Below are 16444 nucleotides of genomic sequence, written 5' to 3'. Positions count from 1 at the left end.
CTCATATACGCAAATTGTTAGTGCTGATAAACCCTCAGCGTCATTCCGGGGCGTGCGAAGCACGAGCCCGGAATCCATAACCACGATCGAGAGTATGGATTCCGGGCTCGCGCCAAACGGCGTGCCCCGGAATGACGGTGGCGGCTAATGCGACAGAATCTTCGACAGGAATTTCTGCGCGCGGTCGCTGCGCGGCTTGCCGAAGAAGTCGTCTTTCAGCGCATCCTCGACGATCTCGCCCTGGTCCATGAAGATAACGCGATGCGCCACCTTTCGGGCAAAGCCCATTTCGTGGGTCACGACCATCATGGTCATGCCCTCGCGGGCCAGATCGACCATCACGTCCAGCACTTCGCTGATCATTTCGGGATCGAGCGCCGAGGTCGGTTCATCGAACAGCATGGCGATCGGATCCATCGCCAGCGCGCGTGCAATCGCCACACGCTGCTGCTGTCCGCCTGACAATTCGGCCGGGTATTTGTTGGCATGAACCTTCAATCCGACGCGGTCGAGTAGCTTGGCGCCCTTGGCCATCGCCTCGTCATGGGACCGGCCCAGTACCTTCTCCTGCCCCAGACACAGATTCTCGATGATCCTCAGATGCGGGAACAGTTCAAAATGCTGGAACACCATGCCGACGCGGGCGCGCAGCTTCGGCAGGTCGGTCTTGGGATCATTGACCTTGATGCCGTCGAGGATGATCTCGCCTTCCTGGATCGGCTCCAGCGCGTTGACGCATTTGATCAACGTCGACTTGCCCGAACCTGACGGACCGCACACGACAACCACTTCGCCCTTGGCGACCTTCGTCGTGCAATCCTTCAACGCCTGGAAGGTCGGCCCGTACCATTTATTGACGTGATTGATTTCGATCATGCGCGTTCCCTAACGGACAATACTGATGCGCGCCTGCAGGCGCCGGACGGCGAACGAGGCGGCGCAGGAAATCGTGAAATAGACCACCGCCGCAAACAGGTACATCTCGACCAGCCTGCCGTCGCGCTGCGCAACCTTGCTCGCCGCGCCGAGGAAATCCGGCATCGACAGCACGTAGACCAGCGAAGTGTCCTGGAACAGCACGATGGTCTGGGTCAGCAGCACCGGCAACATGTTGCGGAACGCCTGCGGCAGCACGACGTAGCGCATGGTCTGGGCGTAGGTCATGCCGAGCGCATTGGCCGCGGCAGGCTGGCCCTTGGAGATCGACTGGATGCCGGCGCGCATGATCTCGGAAAAATACGCCGCCTCGAACATGATGAAGGTGACGAGCGCGGAGGTGAAGGCGCCGACACTGATCGGGCGCGACGCGCCGGTCAGCCATTGCCCGACATAAGGCACCAGGAAATAGAACCAGAAGATCACCAGCACCAGCGGCAGCGACCGCATGAAGTCGACGTAAAGCCCGGCGATCCGGCCGAGCACTTTGAAACCGGACAGCCGCATCAGCGCGATCAGCGTGCCGAAAATGATCCCGCCGAGCGCAGAGAGCCCGGTCAGCGTCAGCGTGAACGCCATGCCGTCGAGAAACAGGTAGCCGAGCGAACGGCGGATGACGTCGAAATCGAAATTGGCGAACATGCGGCTATTTCCCCGTGATGTAGCCGGGGATCGCCAGGCTGCGTTCGAGGAAGCGCATGCCGGTGACGACGACGATGTTGATCAGCAGATACATCACGGTCGCGGCGGTGAAAGCCTCGAACACCTGGAACGAGAATTCCTGCATCGACCGCGCCTGGCCGGTCAGTTCGATCAGGCCGATGGTGATCGCGACCGCCGTGTTCTTGATGGTGTTGAGGAACTCCGAGGTCAGCGGCGGCATGATGATTCGGAACGCAATCGGCAGCAACACGTAGCGATAACCCTGCAACGTCGTCAGCCCGAGCGCGGTCGCGGCCTGCTTTTGCCCGCGCGGCAGCGAGGCGATGCCGGCGCCCAATTGCACGGCGACGCGCGCCGACATGAACAGGCCAATCCCGATCGCCGCGGTATAGAACGGCGCATTGGGCATCTGTTTCAGCCACAGCCCCCAGCTGCGCGGCAGCAATTCGGGCAGCACGAAGAACCACAGGAACAGCTGCACCAGAAGCGGCATGTTGCGGAAGAACTCGACCCAGGCGAAGCCGATCCAGTAGGCGGTCTTCGACGGCAGCGTCCGCAACACGCCGATGACAGAGCCGAATATCAGCGCGATGATCCAGGCGAAGATTCCGGTCTGGATGGTAAGCCACAGTCCCGACAGCAGCATATGGAAATAGGTGCCGGTCCCGCCCGGGGCCGGCTCGAAGAAGATGCTCCAGTTCCAATTATAATTCACGAAGGCCTACCGTCCGCTGCGTCACCGAAACGTACCCATGCAATGGTTGGGCCATTGCATGGGCAGAAGCATCTATTTGCTTATTTGTAGGCGTCCGGATCCGGCGAGTCAGACGGCTTGGCGTACTGGTTCTTCAGCTCCGCGCTGATCGGCGAGTTCAGGTTCAAGCCCTTGGGCGGGATCTTCTGGGTGAACCATTTGTCGTAGATCTTCTGGCCCTCGCCGCCCGTATAGAGCGCTGACGTGGCGGCATCGACCACCTTCTTGAAGGCCGGGTCGTCCTTGCGCAGCATGATGCCATAGGGCTCCGGCTTGGAGAACGCGTCCTTGGAGATCACGTAGTCATCCGGCGCCTTCGAGCCGGCAACCAGGCTCGCCAGCAGGATATCGTCCATCACGAACGCCACCGCGCGGTCGGTCTCGACCATCAGGAAGGCTTCGGCGTGGTCCTTGGCCGGAATGATGTTGGCGCCGAGCTTTTTCTCCGCATTGGCTTCGGTCAGCTGCTTGATGTTGGTGGTGCCCGATGTCGAAACCACCGCTTTGCCCTTCAGATCGTCGATCGAGTTGATTTTGCTCGACTTCTTCGAGACGTAGCGGCTCGCGGTCAGGAAGTGGGTGTTGGTGTAGGCGATCTGCTTCTGGCGTTCGGCGTTGTTGGTGGTCGAGCCGCATTCCAGATCGATGGTGCCGTTGGCCAGCAGCGGAATCCGGGTCGACGACGTCACCGGATTGAGCTTGACCTCGAGCTTGTCGAGCTTGAGCTCCTTCTTCACGGCATCGACGATCTTGTAGCAGATGTCCATGGCGTAGCCGACCGGCTTCTGGCTGTCATCGAGATAGGAGAAGGGAATCGACGAATCCCGGAAGCCGAGCGTGATGGCCCCGGTATCCTTGATGTTCTTCAACGTTCCGGTGAGTTCCTGCGCCATCGCCGGCGTGGCGCACAACGCGCCGGCCAGCGCGTAGCCAATCATGTAATTGCGGTTCATACTTGTACTCCTTGTGTGGTTTACGTCGATCGTTCGAGGATTTCGCCGAGCACCGGCGAAATGTAGCGGCGAAACTGTTCGGGGTTCTCGCTCATCGGAAAATGACCAAGCTGCTCCATTATCGTAACACTGGCGCCCCCGATAGCGGCAGCAGTCCTCGTCGTGTCTTCCGGCGTACAGGAGAAATCATACTCGCCCGTGAGCAGAAACAGCGGGCATACTTTAGTATCGATCCTCTCCACCCGGCCGCGCAAGTCGCCATCGACCCGATAAAAATAAAGATCGCCCTTGAAAATCCCCGGACCGCCCTGCTTGTAACCCCATAGCGTTTCGGCTCGCGAGGCTTGCGGGCTCTGCGGGGCAATGAGACCCGACACCAAGGCTGCGCAGACCTCGCCGCCATGGACGTCGGGGCGGTTGAGCCATGTGGTGTCATACCACGGCGCCTGGAAATCCGCCGCCTCCAGCCCGATCAGCGCACGGAATTCGGCGGCGTGGTCGATCGCAAGGTTGAGCACGATGCGGCCGCCGATCGAGCAGCCCATCACCACGGGCTTTTCCAGCCGCAGCGCCTTGCAGAAGGCGCGGATAGTCTCTGTGTAGCGCGCGGTGGTGAGCTGGTACTCGTCCCCATTCCAGCTCGCCGGCGGATTCGATTTCCCATGCCAGGGCATATCGAAGGCGATGATCCGAAAATTCTTCGCGAACTCCTCGTCGGCGAGCAGATGCCGCCATTGCCGCGCATCGGAGCCCGCGGTGTGCAGGCACACCAGCGGAATGCCGGCGCCGTTTTCCTCGAAATAGACCCGATGCAGTTCGCCGCCGATGTCGACATGGACATAGCGGCCGATCATCGGCTCGACGTAACCGCTCATCAGGCAGCCACCGCGAAATGGTGCCGCGGCAAGGCCAGCACATCCTTGAAATACTGCAGATGCGCCATGAAGGGATGCAGATCGCCCTCAAGGGCCGCTCCGCCACGCTTGGTCAGGGCGAGCAGATCATGCCAGCCCGGCCGCGGCTCGGATTGCCAGTACGCCGCCCAGGCCGCAGGCGAGGCGCGATAGGAAAACCGCCACGACCGCATCAGCACCGGCGCCGGCGTCAGATCGACGATCCGGCCGGCACGGATCGAGGCGTGAAAGGGATGGCCGATCGGCCCGAGCAGGCATTCGCAATCGAGAAACCGGCCGCGAACGATCAGCGCCGGCGTCTGTTCGAGAAGCGCAGGGATTGCGGCGAATGCCTTGATAACCGCGGCGTCGGTTGCGTTCGAAGCTGAACTCATGCGCTCCAGGCAGGATTCCCTGCAATGCCCACATTGGCAAACTGAACGGAACCACCCCGTCCGACCGGACCTATGATGGCCTGAAAGCCTAGGCCTTCGCAAGCCACCGCGACCTATAGCTTACCTTGATTATAGGCCCAGGTCAGTTGAACGCTCAGACTGAGCATGCGCGAGCTGGTCGCGCTGGATGAAGGGGCTTGATCCCTCAAGCCCCCTGGCTCGGCTTGATCACCTTGAGCGCACCCGGTTTCGCCGGCTGCGCCATTGCCCGTGTCAGGATCAGCGCTTCCTTCTTCAACATCTCCGCAAGCTCGGTTTCGCGCCGCCTGATCCGGTCGCTGGAGGCGCCGACGCTCAGCGCCGCAATCACCTGCCCGGCATCGTCGCGGATCGGCACGCCGACCCCGCCCATGCCGGGAAGCGCGACGTCGATCTGCACGGTGTGGCCATGCTTGCGCGCCGCGACGATCCGCTCGCGCAGATACTTCGATGTGATACGCGGCGATTTCGCCAGCCGCGGCATGATGATTTCGATGATGGCGTCGATCTCGGCGTCCGGCAGCCACACCATCAGCGCAAGGCTGCCGGCTCCGACCCCGAGCGGCCGCCGGCTGCCGATCTGCAGGTAATTGGGCTGCAACGGATGGCTGCCGACGGAACGCGCCAGATACAGCGCCTCGACGCCGCTGCGCACCGACAATAGCGCGGTATCGGCCGATCGCTCCGAAAGCCGCAGCAGGCTCGGCTGCGCCAGTTCGGCGATGTCGACAGTGCGGCGCGCGCTGACCGCCATCACCCGCGCCTCCTGGCCGAGTTCGTAGGTTTTTGCGCCGGTCACGCGGGTGACAAAGCCCTCCTCGATCAGCGAGCCGAGGATGCGCAGCGCCGTCGCCTTGTTCAGCGAGGTGACGTCGGCGATCTCGGTCAGCCGCAGCGGAGCGTTCTGCGCCAGCACACGCAGGATCGCGCAGACTTTTTGGATGGCGTTGAAATTGGCCGGCTGCCCGACGACGGACAGCGATGGCTTCTTCTTAGGTGACGTCGCGTTCATGCCGCCCTTCCCCGCATCGCGCTCCCCTGATCCTAGAGAGCGCGGCGCGCGGGCGACAGAGCAATATTTCGCCTGACGATACGCTGAGCTAAATTTTATAGCACGAAACGGCATTTTCGCGCCGCAGCATCGTTCTTATTCCGTCACGCGAACCATTGCCGGCATCACGGTCTACGCGGCATCTCGCCCAAGTCCCAGAACAGGCCCGCCATGATGGCCAGCGCTTCCTCGGTGACCGGCAGGAGGATGTGTTCATCCGGTGCGTGCTGCGAGCAGCCGGGATAGGAATGCGGAATCCAGATCGTCGGCAGACCGAGCCCTTCGGCAAAGACGCCGTTGGGCAGCGAACCGCCAATATTCGGCAGGATCGCCGGCGCCTTTCCGGTGGTCTGCCGGATCGAGTTCGCCGCCCAGTTGACCCAGGGGCTATCCAAATCGGTACGCGACGCGCCAAACCTCTGCTGGCCGCTGACATCCACCATCGGAAAGCCATTGGCGTGCAGATAGGTCCTGACAGCGTCGACCACCTTTTCGTATTCGGTGCCGACCACGAAGCGAAGCTGCAGCACGGCGCGAGCTACGCCCGGGATGGCGTTCGCCGGTTGCTCGATGTTGCCCGATGACATCGCCAGCACTTCCAGCGTGTTCCAGGCATAGACCCGTTCGGCGGCCGACAGGCCATCCTCGCCCCAATTCTCGGAGACCTGCGGCTCATCCGCCGTGGGCTCGACCTCCACATCGGCAAGTGCTGCGCGGATCAGGTTCGAGATGCGCGGCGGCTTCATGATGTCGAGCTTCATCCGCCCCCTGTGATCGACCAGCGCGGCGATGGCGTTTGCCAGGATGGTCGCGGGGTTGGCGAGCAGGCCGCCCCAATTGCCGGAATGATTGCCGCCTTCGCGCAGGTTGACGTCGAGATGAATTCGCACGCCGCCGCGACAGCCAAGGAAGATGGTGGGACGATCCGCCGAAAGCCGTGGACCATCGGAAGCGAGCAACAGGTCGGCCTTAAGTTCCTGCTGCAGCGATTCGCAGACCTCAGCCAGGTCCGGCGAGCCGATCTCCTCGCTGGTCTCGATGATGAACTTGGCATTGAAGCCGAGCTTGCCGCCACGGGCTTCGCGGACGGCGCGCAACGCCGCCATGTTGATGCTGTGCTGTCCCTTGTTGTCGGCGGTGCCGCGGCCGTAGACGCGATCGCCCTTGGTCGTGGTCTGCCACGGGTTGAGATTGTCGCGCCATTCACCGACCATGCCACCCACGACGTCGCCATGGCCGTAGGAGAGGACCGTCAACAACGACGGATCCTCGCGATAGTCTGCCAGCAGATACGGGCCCTTGCCGATCGGCGACTCGATCAGCCGGGTCGAAAACCCGAGCTCTTCAAAGGCAGGCTGCAGTCCTTCCACGAGATAGGCGCGCAAGGGATCGCCCGGCAACGGTTCCTGGCTCTGCGTAGGAAAACCGACCCTGCGGTTGAGCTCGGCGAGAAATTCGCCGGAGTGAAACTGCTGACGCACATTTTCAATCGCGTCGGCTCTCGTTGCCATGTCTTTTTCCTTTCGCGCTCGCGAACGTATCACTCGTTAGTGTAGCCAGACAACTCATCTACTGGAAGTAGCGCGAGTTGCGCCGAATAGGGCCTTGCTAACCCTCATGGAATGCAACAGTTTCCGCCAACAGCCCGGTACCCGACCCGGCGGCGTATCCGGGAATACCCAAGGTTCCACCATCATGAAGAAACAGATCCGGCTCAACGCCTTTGCCATGAACTGCGTGGCGCATCAATCGCCCGGGCTGTGGACCCATCCGCGCGACCGTACCCTCGACTATAACCGCCTGCCCTATTGGCTTGATCTCGCCAGGACGCTGGAACGCGGGCGGTTCGACGGCTTGTTTCTCGCCGACGTGCTCGGCGTCTATGACGTGTTCGGCAATAGCCCCGACGCGGCGCTGCGCAACGCTACGCAGACCCCGGCGAACGAACCCCTGATGCTGATCCCGGCGATGGCGGCGGTGACGAAACATCTCGGTTTCGGCGTCACCAGCAACCTGTCGTTCGAGCCGCCCTATCCGTTCGCGCGCCGGATGTCGACGCTCGACCACCTCACCGAGGGACGGGTCGGCTGGAACGTGGTGACCGGCTATCTCGACAGCGCCGCGCGCGGAGCCGGCAAGGACAAGCAGACCGCGCATGACGACCGCTACGAGATCGCCGATGAATATATGGAGCTGGTCTACAAGCTCTGGGAAGGCAGCTGGGAGGACGAAGCCGTGCTGCGCGACCGCGCGCGCGGCATCTTCGCTGACCCTGCGAAGGTGCATCCCGTCTCGCATGAGGGCAATCATTACCGGCTCAACGCGATTCATCTGAGCGAGCCGTCGCCGCAGCGCACGCCGGTGCTGTACCAGGCCGGCACCTCGCCGCGCGGCCGGCAGTTCGCGGCCCGGCACGCCGAATGCGTGTTCATGTCGGGCCCGTCGGCCAAGATCATCGGACCGCGCGTCGCGGCGATCCGTGACCTGGCACGCGAGATCGGACGCAACCCGGCCGAGATCCTGATGTTCAGCATGATGACGATCATCCTCGGGCGCACCGAGGCGGAGGCGAAGGCGAAATACGCCGACTATCGCAAGCACATCAATCCCGAGGGTGCGCTTGCGCTGATGTCGGGCTGGACCGGCGTCGATTTCTCCAGCTACGACCTCGACCAGCAGGTCCGCCACGTCCAGAACGACGCCGGCCGCACCGCGCTCGATAACGTCACCCGCGCCGATCCGGACCGGGTCTGGACCGTGCGCGAAGTCGTCGAGCATGTCGGCATCGGCGGCGCCGGACCCGTCGTGGTCGGCACGCCCGAGAAGGTCGCCGACGATATCGAGGCCTGGTTCGAGCAGACCGACGTCGACGGCCTCAACGTCGCCTTCGCGACCTCGCCCGGCGATTTCGAGGATATCGCCGACATGCTGGTGCCGGAATTGACGCGGCGCGGACGATACAAGAGCGCGTATGCCGAGGGCACGCTGCGCGAGAAGCTGTTCGGCGAGGGCCGCGCGCGGCTGACGGCGCAGCACCCGGCGAGCCAGTATCGGCCGGGGGTGCGGGTGAAGGCGGCGGAGTAGAACGTCTCCGTAGTCCGTGGGTGGGCAAAGCGAAGCGTGCCCACCATTGGAGACCGAGATCTGGATGGATGGTGGGCACGGCGCAAGTGCGCCTTTGCCCACCCTACGACAGCATTCAATCAATTCACCGAATTACTCACCACCACCTCGATCAGCTTGGTGCCGGGGCGACCGATCGCCGACGACAGCACGGACTTCAACTGGCCGGGATCGGTGACGCGTATAGCTTCCAGCCCGAGCGATTTTGCGACGCCGGTGAAATCCACCGGCGGATCGACGAAGTCCATGCCGACATAATGATCGTCGCCGTGGAAGGCGAGCAGGCGCTGCTTGATGATGCGGTAGCCGCCATTGTTGACGATGACGAAGGTCAGCGGCAGCTTGTGGTTCGCCGCGGTCCATAGCGACTGGATCGAATACATCGAGCTGCCGTCGCCGGAATAGCACACCACCGGCCGCTCGGGATTGGCGAGGCTGACGCCGACGGAAGCCGGCAGGCCCCAGCCGATGCCGCCCGAGGCCAGCGCGTGATAGCCGTAGCGGTCGCGGTGCGGCCGCAGCGCCAGGATCTGGCGCGACGACGTCAGGCCTTCGTCGACCAGGATCGCATTGTCCGGCATCGCCTCGACCACCTGCAGCGCCAGCCAGTCCGGATCGATCGGCGATTTGGTGCTGGCTTTTGCAATCTGTTCGATCAGCGGTTTGCGCTTCGCGGTCCAGTTCTTTGGCGCCAGCGCGGCCACGCCCTGCTTCGCACGCGTCTCAAGCGCGCCGCCGCCGGCGGCCTTCAGCGCCGGCACCAGCGCGCGCAGGGTTTCCTTCACATCGGCCTTGAGCGCGATCTCGGCGCCGTAGTTCTTGGCGAGATCCCAGTCGACCAGGCCGATCTGCACGATGCCGAGTCCATCGGGCAACGGATCAACCTCGCTGTAGACCGACATGCGCAGGGGATCTGCGCCGAGCACGATCATCAGGTCGTAGGGCGACAGCACCTCGCGGACCTGCTTTTGCAGGCGCGACAGCGCGCCCATGAAGCACGGGCTTTCCGACAGGAAGTGTGCGCCGTAAGGCGTCGAGCACTGATAGGCCGGCGCACCGATCGTTTCCGCGAACTGCGCGGCTTCCTTTAGCGCGTCGCTCTTGACGATCTCGTCGCCAGTGATGATGACCGGCCGCTCGGCTTTGAGGATGCGCGCGACCAGCGCCCCGAGCGCTTCGTCCGACGGTTTGACGCGGGTATCGACGCGGGTGGAGCGGCCGAGCTCAATGCCGGCTTCGGCGTTGAGGATGTCGCCCGGCAGCGAGATGAACACCGGCCCGGTCGGCGGCGTGGTTGCGATCTTGGCGGCGCGGCGCACGATGCGCGGCAGATCCTCCAGCCGCGTTACCTCGACCGCCCATTTCACCAAGGGCTCCGCCATCTGCACCAGCGGGCCATACAGCACCGGCTCCATCAGCCCGTGGCCCTGCTCCTGCTGGCCCGCGGTGAGGATCATCGGCGTGCCGGTGAAGGCCGCGTTGAACAGCGAGCCCATCGCATTGCCGAGGCCGGGCGCGACGTGGACGTTGCAGGCGACAAGCTTGCCCGAGGCGCGGCTGTAACCATCGGCGATCGCGACCACCAGGCTCTCCTGCATCGCCATCACATAGGTGAGGTCAGGATGATCCTTCAGGGCGTGCATGATAGGCAGTTCGGTGGTGCCGGGATTGCCGAACAGATGCGTGATGCCCTCGTCCTTCAGCAACGCGAGAAAGGCCGAGCGCCCGGTAATGCGATTCTTCATATTTCCTCCTGCCCGCGGCTCGTTGACCTTTCGGGATCAAGCCATCATGACGATCGGCAATGGTGAGATCAAATGGAGCGCGGTCATGGCTGCATTGCGTGGCCAGTGCCCCGGGCTCAATTTGAATGAACTATCGACGTCGCTTCATAGCAATCGAAACACATGAACACGTAGATCATGCCACAGTCAGCAATGCAGATGTCGTCATTTATGGAATCCAGTTGGCCATAGAATGTCATCCTTCCGTGCCCAGCCGGGCAATTTGGCCATTGTTCATTTTGCAGGAACTGCGGCTCGCCGCCAAGCCGATGCCTCGCCCCGATCTCTTTAGAAGCCCATTTGAATTTTGGCAGGTTTCGAGCCTCATCGGTTAACGGCTCAGGGATCAATTGGATGGGAGGTATACTTTTCATACATTTTGCCCTCTAGAACATCAGCCGTAAGACGCACCCCGAGTTACTGGACTCGGCATCGCGCGAAGGGTTGCAGATCAGAACATCCCCTCGCGACCACCGCGTTTCTTCTTTTTCGAGCGCTGCCAGACCACGCCGGGAAAGCCTTTCAGCGGCACCAGCGGTTCGCCGGTATAGGCCCATTCCTGTAGCTCCTCGATCGCGATGTGATAGAGCGGCTGGCGGCCGGTGCGGCCGGTGAACAGCGCGCGCGGGATGTTGACCATGTGCGGCGAGCGCGGCCGCTCGTAGGCGATCGGCGTGCCGCAGCTGCTGCAGAAGCTGCGCGCGGCTTTCGTGGCCTTGTCTTCATAGCGCGTGATGGAGGTCTTGCCTTTGGTAATGCGGAAGCGCTTGCGCCAGCTTCCGACATAGGTCGCGTAGGCCGCACCGTGCGCGCGGCGACTCGAAGGCGTATGATCGTGCCAGGCCCAGCGCGCCGGCACGTCGATCTCGAAGCAGACTTTTCCGCACAGGCATTGGCCGGCGGCGGGTTTGCCCACCGCCACCGGTTTTGCCTTTTTCTTTTCGGTTTCCTCTTCCGGAAACATGCTCGATCCTCACGCTTCGTCATTGCCTGCAACAAACGCAAAGCGTTTGTGCAAGGGAGCGAAGCGACGAAGCAATCCATACTTCCTTACGCGGTGAGATGGATTGCTTCCGCCTTCGCTCTTCGAGCTACGGCGGACAGGTCGCTTCGCTCGCAATGACGGTCACGCCTGCGCCAACTCGTCGTGCGCGGGGTAATCGGTGTAGCCGGCGACGTCGCCGCCATAGAAGGTCGCGCGGTTATAGGGCGTCAGCGGGAAGCCGCGTTGCAGGCGGCGCGGCAGATCCGGATTGGAGATGAATATCCGCCCGAACGCGATCGCGTCGGCATGGCCGGCCGCGATCGCGGCATTCGCGGTCTCGCCGGTGAAGCCGCCGGCCGTGATCAGCACGCCTTTCCAAATGGGGCGGAACAGCACCATCGCCGACGGCACGTTCTGATGGTTGACCTCGGCGCGGCCGGCGCCGCTGGAGCGCGGTTCGATGAAATGCAGATAGGCGAGCCCGAGCGGATTGAGCGATTGCACGACATGGCTATAGAGCGGCATCGGGTCGGGCTCGCCGCTGCCATTGGCGATGCCGTAGGGCGACAGCCGCAGGCCGACGCGGCTCGCGCCCCAGACCTCGATCACGGCTTGCGTCACTTCCATCAGGAAGCGCGTGCGGTTTTCGATTCCGCCGCCATATTGATCGGTGCGAAGATTGGTGTGCGACTGCAGGAACTGCTCGATCAGATAACCGTTGGCGCCATGGATCTCGACGCCGTCGAAGCCGGCGGCAAGCGCGTTCTTCGCCGCCTGCCGGTAGGCATCGACCACATCAGGGATTTCGGAGGTCTCGAGCGCGCGCGGCGTCTCGTAGGTCACGGCCTTGCCGTCCGCCGTCCCGGTCTTCAGATCGGGCGGGATCGTAACCGCCGAGGGCGCCACCGGCAGCACGCCACCGGGCTGGAACGAGGAATGCGAAACGCGGCCGACATGCCAGAGCTGCAGGAAGATCACGCCACCCTTGGCGTGAACGGCATCGACGACCTTTCGCCAGCCGGCGATCTGCTGCTCGGTATAGATTCCGGGGACGCCGGGGCTGCCATACCCCGTCGCCATCACGGGCGAGGCCTCGGCGATCAGCAATCCGCCCGGCGTCGCGCGCTGGGCGTAATATTCCGCGTTCAGCGGCCGCGGCGCGAGGCTGGGCTTTTCCGCCCGCATCCGCGTCAGCGGCGCCAGGGCGAGACGATGTTTGAGCTGGTAGGGACCGATCTGCAGCGGGGAAAACAATGATGGGTAATTCATGCCGGTGTGGAACTCCAACTTCTCCGTATTCATACGAGTATGTAACCGGTTCCGCTTGCCCGTAAAAGACTGGAGCAGCTTTTGTTTTGAAAGCGAAGCGGTAGCCCGCTCGAACCGATGTAGTGAGCAAGCATTTCATGCCGAAATCGAGTGCCAAATCGCTTCCTTCGCTCAGCGTACGCATCGATCTGGATGCAAACGCCCGGATCGGGCCGGGCAAGATCCAGCTGCTGGAGAATATCCACACATGCGGCTCGATTTCGGCCGCCGGCCGCGCGATGGAGATGTCGTACAAGCGGGCATGGGATCTGGTCGACGAGATCAACCGCATCTGCCGGCAGGCCGCCGTCGAGCGGCAGACCGGCGGCAAGAACGGCGGCGGCGCGGTGCTGACGTCGTTCGGCATCTCGCTGGTCAAGCGCTACCGCAAGATCGAACGCAACGCCGCGAGCGCGGCGCGCAAGGAGTTGCAGGCGCTGCGCAGCGAGATCGGCCGGAAGAAGCGGGCGGGGTAGTACTACTCGTCGTCTCGGCCTAGTGCGCAATTGCGCACGGGGGCCGGGACCCATACGCCGTGACGCTCGTTGTTATAGAAGGCATCTAACGCCAGCACTCACACCGATGGGCCGCGGAGTATGGGTCCCGGCTCAAGGCCGGGACGACTTAACGCCCTAACCCGTCTTGATCCAGACCGCCTTGACGTTGAGATACTCCTCAAGGTGCTGCTTGCCTGACTCGCGGCCGTAGCCGCTCATCTTGTAGCCGCCGAACGGCACCGCCGGATCCATCGCCTGGTAGCAATTGACCCAGACCGAGCCGGCGCGCAGCGATTTTGCAATTTGATGCGCCTTGCTGACATTGGTGGTCCAGACGCCGCTGCCCAATCCAAACGTGGTGGCGTTGGCGCGCGCGATCAGCTCGTCGGTGTCCTTGAAGGAGATCGCCGAAATCACCGGGCCGAAGATTTCCTCCTGCGCGATCCGCATATTGTCCTGCACATTGGCGAACACCGTCGGCGCCACGAAATAGCCCTTCGACAGCGCGCCTTCGGTCAGCGGCGTACCGCCGGTCAGCGCCTTGGCGCCCTCCTCCTGGCCGATCGAGAGATAGCTGGAGACGCGCTTCATCTGCTCCGCCGACACCAGCGGTCCGATCTGGGTATTGGGATCGAGGCCGTTGCCGACCTGCAGCTTCTTGCCGAATTCGGCGACGCGGCCGACGAACTCGTCATAGATCTTGTGCTCGACGAACAGCCGCGTGCCCGCGCTGCAGATCTGGCCGGAATTGGCGAACACCGCCATCGCCGCACCCGGCACCGCCGCATCGAGGTCGGCGTCGGCGAACACGATATCAGGCGATTTGCCGCCGAGCTCCAGCGACACGCGCTTGAGGTTGCCGGCGGAGGCCCTGACGATGGCTTGCCCGGTCACGTGCGAGCCGGTGAAGGCGACCTTGTCGACGCCGGAATGCGAGGACAGTGCCGCGCCCGCGGTCTCGCCGTAACCCGGCACCACGTTGACGACGCCGGGCGGAATGCCGGCTTCCATGCAGAGTTCGGCGAGCCGCAGCGGTGCCAGCGGCGCCTCCTCGGCCGGCTTCAGCACCACGGTGCAGCCGGTTGCAATCGCCGGGCCGATCTTCCAGACGCTGGCGGTTAGCGGGCTGTTCCAGGGGATGATGGCGCCGACGACGCCGACCGGCTCCTTCAGCGTGTAGGAGAATATCTCGCCGGGCAGCGAGTTTTCGATGGTCTCGCCATGCAGCGCGGTGGCCTGCCCGGCATAAAAGCGCAGCATGCCGAGCACGCGCAGCCGCGTACCGCGGGTGCGGCTGATCGGCGCGCCCATGTCGAGCGTATCGAGCTGCGACAGCTCCTCGAAATTCTTCTCGACGAGATCGGCGAGCTTCAGCAGCAGGTTCTGCCGCTCGAACGGCTTGACCTTGCTCCACGGACCCTCGAAGGCGCGGCGGGCGGCCGCCACCGCGCGATTGATGTCCTCGGCGTCGCCCTCGGCCACCGTGGCGAGCAGTTCGCCGGTCGCCGGGTTATGGGTCTCGAACTTCCTGCCGGAGGCCGCATCGACCCATTGGCCGTCGATCAGCATCTTCTTGTAGGAACCATCCGCATAGGGGTGGCGCGTGATCGGAATTGCCTGTGATACAGCCATGTATTTACTCCCTTGGATCGATAGCCGTTATTGTGATGAAGATCGTTATATCTGTATAACTATATCGTTGGGCTCCGAACCGTAAAGCGGAATGAGCCGCCGGAAGCGGGACGGGAAATGAAGACCTGCCATGCCGGTTCGTACGTGCCGATATTGTCCTGATGAAGATTTGGGCTGATAAGTAGTGTAACCCGATTTGTGTCCGGAGGAAGTCTGCATGCCCCACCCTGCCATGTCCGCCAATCATGTCGCCGTGATCACCGGGGGCGCGTCCGGCATCGGGCTTGCGACCGCGATGCGGTTCGCCGGCCTCGGCATGAAGGTTTGTATCGCCGATATCGGCGCCGCGCGGCTGGCGGAGGTTGCCACAAAACTGTCGTCTGTCGCCAAGGGCGGCGACGCCGATGTGATGACCGCCGAGGTCGATGTCAGCCGGTTTGAGGACGTCGCCAGGCTCGAAGCTGCGGTGCAGAAGCGGTTCGGCGGCACCGACATCCTGATGAACAATGCCGGCATCGGCCCCGACAGCAACAGCTTTGGGCCGCTGGAGAACTGGCAGCGCATTCTCAACGTCAACCTCTGGGGCATCATCCACGGCACCCAGGTTTTCGCGCCGCACATGATCGAACGCGGCCGGCCCGGGCTCATCATCAACACCGGCTCCAAGCAAGGCATTACAACGCCACCCGGCAATCCCGCTTACAATGTCTCCAAAGCCGGCGTCAAAGCGCTCACCGAGGCGCTGCAGCATGAGCTGCGTAACACCGATGGCTGCCAGATCAGCGCGCACCTGATGATCCCCGGTCACGTTTTCACTGCCCTCACCTCCCGCGGCCGCACCGAGAAACCTGATGGTGCCTGGACGCCCGAGCAGACCGTCGACTTCATGATTGAACGCATCGATGCCGGCGATTTCTACATCCTGTGCCCTGACAATGACGTGCCGCGGCAACTCGACGAACGGCGCATGCTGTGGGCCGCCGGCGACATCGTTGATAACCGCCCCGCGCTGTCGCGCTGGCACAAGGATTATGCGGAGGCGTTTGCGCGGTTTGTGAAGGGGGAGCGATAAAACTCGGTGTCGTCCCGGCGAACGCCGGGACCCATACTCCGTGACGGTTATTGTTGCGGGAGGTCTCTAACGCCTGCGCTTTTACCGATGGGCCGCGGCGTATGGGTCCCGGCTCAAGGCCGGGACGACGTGGATGGGCATCGCAAACACGCCTTCGCATTCTCGCGACGTATTGCGCCCGAGCTTTGCCAGAAATTCCTTACCCTCTTCAATGAGAGGGCGCAGGGAAGACCGGATGCGCGCTGCACCCGCGGTCCCGTGTGCGGTTTGCACAAAACAAAGTGCACACGAGCATACAGGGCAGCGGAGAACACCCGGCCTTCCCTGCGCAATGGCTTTACGGCTTATGCCGTGCTCTC

Annotated in this window: 15 protein-coding genes; 3 read left to right on the top strand and 12 right to left on the bottom strand. The window is 62.9% G+C overall.

Annotation, left to right across the window (positions count from 1 at the left end):
* Window positions 1–144 precede the first annotated feature (144 nt).
* The 8 genes from JQ600_RS32695 to JQ600_RS32660 all read right to left on the bottom strand — a co-directional run bounded on the left by JQ600_RS32695 (window position 145) and on the right by JQ600_RS32660 (window position 7195).
* Window positions 145–876, bottom strand: coding sequence for an amino acid ABC transporter ATP-binding protein (locus JQ600_RS32695; protein WP_212262949.1), 732 nt, complete (start codon window positions 874–876; stop codon window positions 145–147).
* Between the two features lie 9 nt (window positions 877–885).
* A complete protein-coding gene (locus JQ600_RS32690; protein ID WP_212262950.1) occupies window positions 886–1578 on the bottom strand; it encodes an amino acid ABC transporter permease in 693 nt (230 codons plus the stop codon).
* Window positions 1579–1582: 4 nt separating this feature from the next.
* On the bottom strand, window positions 1583–2314 hold the full coding sequence (locus tag JQ600_RS32685) for an amino acid ABC transporter permease (protein ID WP_212262951.1): 732 nt from the start codon (window positions 2312–2314) through the stop codon (window positions 1583–1585).
* Between the two features lie 80 nt (window positions 2315–2394).
* Complete coding sequence (locus tag JQ600_RS32680; RefSeq protein WP_212262952.1) at window positions 2395–3306, bottom strand: amino acid ABC transporter substrate-binding protein; 912 nt, start codon at window positions 3304–3306, stop codon at window positions 2395–2397.
* A 20-nt stretch (window positions 3307–3326) separates the two neighbouring features.
* Complete coding sequence (locus tag JQ600_RS32675; RefSeq protein WP_212389168.1) at window positions 3327–4181, bottom strand: alpha/beta fold hydrolase; 855 nt, start codon at window positions 4179–4181, stop codon at window positions 3327–3329.
* A complete protein-coding gene (locus JQ600_RS32670; protein ID WP_212389169.1) occupies window positions 4181–4594 on the bottom strand; it encodes a hypothetical protein in 414 nt (137 codons plus the stop codon). The genes JQ600_RS32675 and JQ600_RS32670 overlap by 1 nt, the downstream gene beginning before the upstream one ends.
* 205 nt (window positions 4595–4799) lie before the next feature.
* Window positions 4800–5645 carry an IclR family transcriptional regulator gene (locus JQ600_RS32665; protein ID WP_212389170.1) on the bottom strand — a complete coding sequence of 282 codons (846 nt, stop codon included), beginning with the start codon at window positions 5643–5645 and terminating at the stop codon, window positions 4800–4802.
* A 164-nt stretch (window positions 5646–5809) separates the two neighbouring features.
* Window positions 5810–7195 (bottom strand): M20 family metallopeptidase, encoded by a 1386-nt coding sequence (locus tag JQ600_RS32660; protein WP_212262955.1) that lies wholly within the window; start codon window positions 7193–7195, stop codon window positions 5810–5812.
* Window positions 7196–7379: 184 nt separating this feature from the next.
* Here JQ600_RS32660 and JQ600_RS32655 point away from each other — a divergent pair, with 184 nt between their 5' ends.
* Window positions 7380–8768, top strand: a complete 1389-nt coding sequence (locus JQ600_RS32655) for an LLM class flavin-dependent oxidoreductase (RefSeq protein WP_212389171.1) — start codon at window positions 7380–7382, stop codon at window positions 8766–8768.
* Window positions 8769–8887: 119 nt separating this feature from the next.
* Here the strand turns inward: JQ600_RS32655 and JQ600_RS32650 are convergent, their stop codons facing one another.
* The 3 genes from JQ600_RS32650 to JQ600_RS32635 all read right to left on the bottom strand — a co-directional run bounded on the left by JQ600_RS32650 (window position 8888) and on the right by JQ600_RS32635 (window position 12845).
* Window positions 8888–10552 (bottom strand): thiamine pyrophosphate-binding protein, encoded by a 1665-nt coding sequence (locus JQ600_RS32650; RefSeq protein WP_212389172.1) that lies wholly within the window; start codon window positions 10550–10552, stop codon window positions 8888–8890.
* A gap of 490 nt (window positions 10553–11042) precedes the next feature.
* Window positions 11043–11555, bottom strand: coding sequence for a GFA family protein (locus JQ600_RS32640; RefSeq protein ID WP_249136204.1), 513 nt, complete (start codon window positions 11553–11555; stop codon window positions 11043–11045).
* Between the two features lie 162 nt (window positions 11556–11717).
* Entirely contained in the window at window positions 11718–12845 is a 1128-nt protein-coding gene (locus JQ600_RS32635) for an alkene reductase (RefSeq protein ID WP_212389174.1), read from the bottom strand.
* A 137-nt stretch (window positions 12846–12982) separates the two neighbouring features.
* Here JQ600_RS32635 and JQ600_RS32630 point away from each other — a divergent pair, with 137 nt between their 5' ends.
* Entirely contained in the window at window positions 12983–13360 is a 378-nt protein-coding gene (locus JQ600_RS32630; protein WP_212262959.1) for a winged helix-turn-helix domain-containing protein, read from the top strand.
* Window positions 13361–13516: 156 nt separating this feature from the next.
* Here the strand turns inward: JQ600_RS32630 and JQ600_RS32625 are convergent, their stop codons facing one another.
* Window positions 13517–15013, bottom strand: a complete 1497-nt coding sequence (locus JQ600_RS32625; RefSeq protein ID WP_212389175.1) for an aldehyde dehydrogenase family protein — start codon at window positions 15011–15013, stop codon at window positions 13517–13519.
* A gap of 217 nt (window positions 15014–15230) precedes the next feature.
* Here JQ600_RS32625 and JQ600_RS32620 point away from each other — a divergent pair, with 217 nt between their 5' ends.
* Window positions 15231–16085: an SDR family oxidoreductase gene (locus JQ600_RS32620; protein ID WP_212389176.1), complete on the top strand. Its 855-nt coding sequence runs from the start codon at window positions 15231–15233 to the stop codon at window positions 16083–16085.
* Window positions 16086–16444: the final 359 nt, after the last annotated feature.

The sequence above is a fragment of the Bradyrhizobium sp. AUGA SZCCT0176 genome (genome assembly GCF_018130145.1).
Taxonomy (GTDB): Bacteria; Pseudomonadota; Alphaproteobacteria; order Rhizobiales; family Xanthobacteraceae; genus Bradyrhizobium.
This window is presented reverse-complemented; position numbering and strand designations above follow the sequence as displayed.

Coding starts and splice junctions, on each gene's coding strand:
- JQ600_RS32695 (WP_212262949.1), bottom strand. CDS start 876: ATGATCGAAATCAATCACGTCAATAAATGGTACGGGCCGACCTTCCAG.
- JQ600_RS32690 (WP_212262950.1), bottom strand. CDS start 1,578: ATGTTCGCCAATTTCGATTTCGACGTCATCCGCCGTTCGCTCGGCTAC.
- JQ600_RS32680 (WP_212262952.1), bottom strand. CDS start 3,306: ATGAACCGCAATTACATGATTGGCTACGCGCTGGCCGGCGCGTTGTGC.
- JQ600_RS32675 (WP_212389168.1), bottom strand. CDS start 4,181: ATGAGCGGTTACGTCGAGCCGATGATCGGCCGCTATGTCCATGTCGAC.
- JQ600_RS32670 (WP_212389169.1), bottom strand. CDS start 4,594: ATGAGTTCAGCTTCGAACGCAACCGACGCCGCGGTTATCAAGGCATTC.
- JQ600_RS32665 (WP_212389170.1), bottom strand. CDS start 5,645: ATGAACGCGACGTCACCTAAGAAGAAGCCATCGCTGTCCGTCGTCGGG.
- JQ600_RS32660 (WP_212262955.1), bottom strand. CDS start 7,195: ATGGCAACGAGAGCCGACGCGATTGAAAATGTGCGTCAGCAGTTTCAC.
- JQ600_RS32655 (WP_212389171.1), top strand. CDS start 7,380: ATGAAGAAACAGATCCGGCTCAACGCCTTTGCCATGAACTGCGTGGCG.
- JQ600_RS32650 (WP_212389172.1), bottom strand. CDS start 10,552: ATGAAGAATCGCATTACCGGGCGCTCGGCCTTTCTCGCGTTGCTGAAG.
- JQ600_RS32640 (WP_249136204.1), bottom strand. CDS start 11,555: ATGTTTCCGGAAGAGGAAACCGAAAAGAAAAAGGCAAAACCGGTGGCG.
- JQ600_RS32635 (WP_212389174.1), bottom strand. CDS start 12,845: ATGAATTACCCATCATTGTTTTCCCCGCTGCAGATCGGTCCCTACCAG.
- JQ600_RS32630 (WP_212262959.1), top strand. CDS start 12,983: ATGCCGAAATCGAGTGCCAAATCGCTTCCTTCGCTCAGCGTACGCATC.
- JQ600_RS32625 (WP_212389175.1), bottom strand. CDS start 15,013: ATGGCTGTATCACAGGCAATTCCGATCACGCGCCACCCCTATGCGGAT.
- JQ600_RS32620 (WP_212389176.1), top strand. CDS start 15,231: ATGCCCCACCCTGCCATGTCCGCCAATCATGTCGCCGTGATCACCGGG.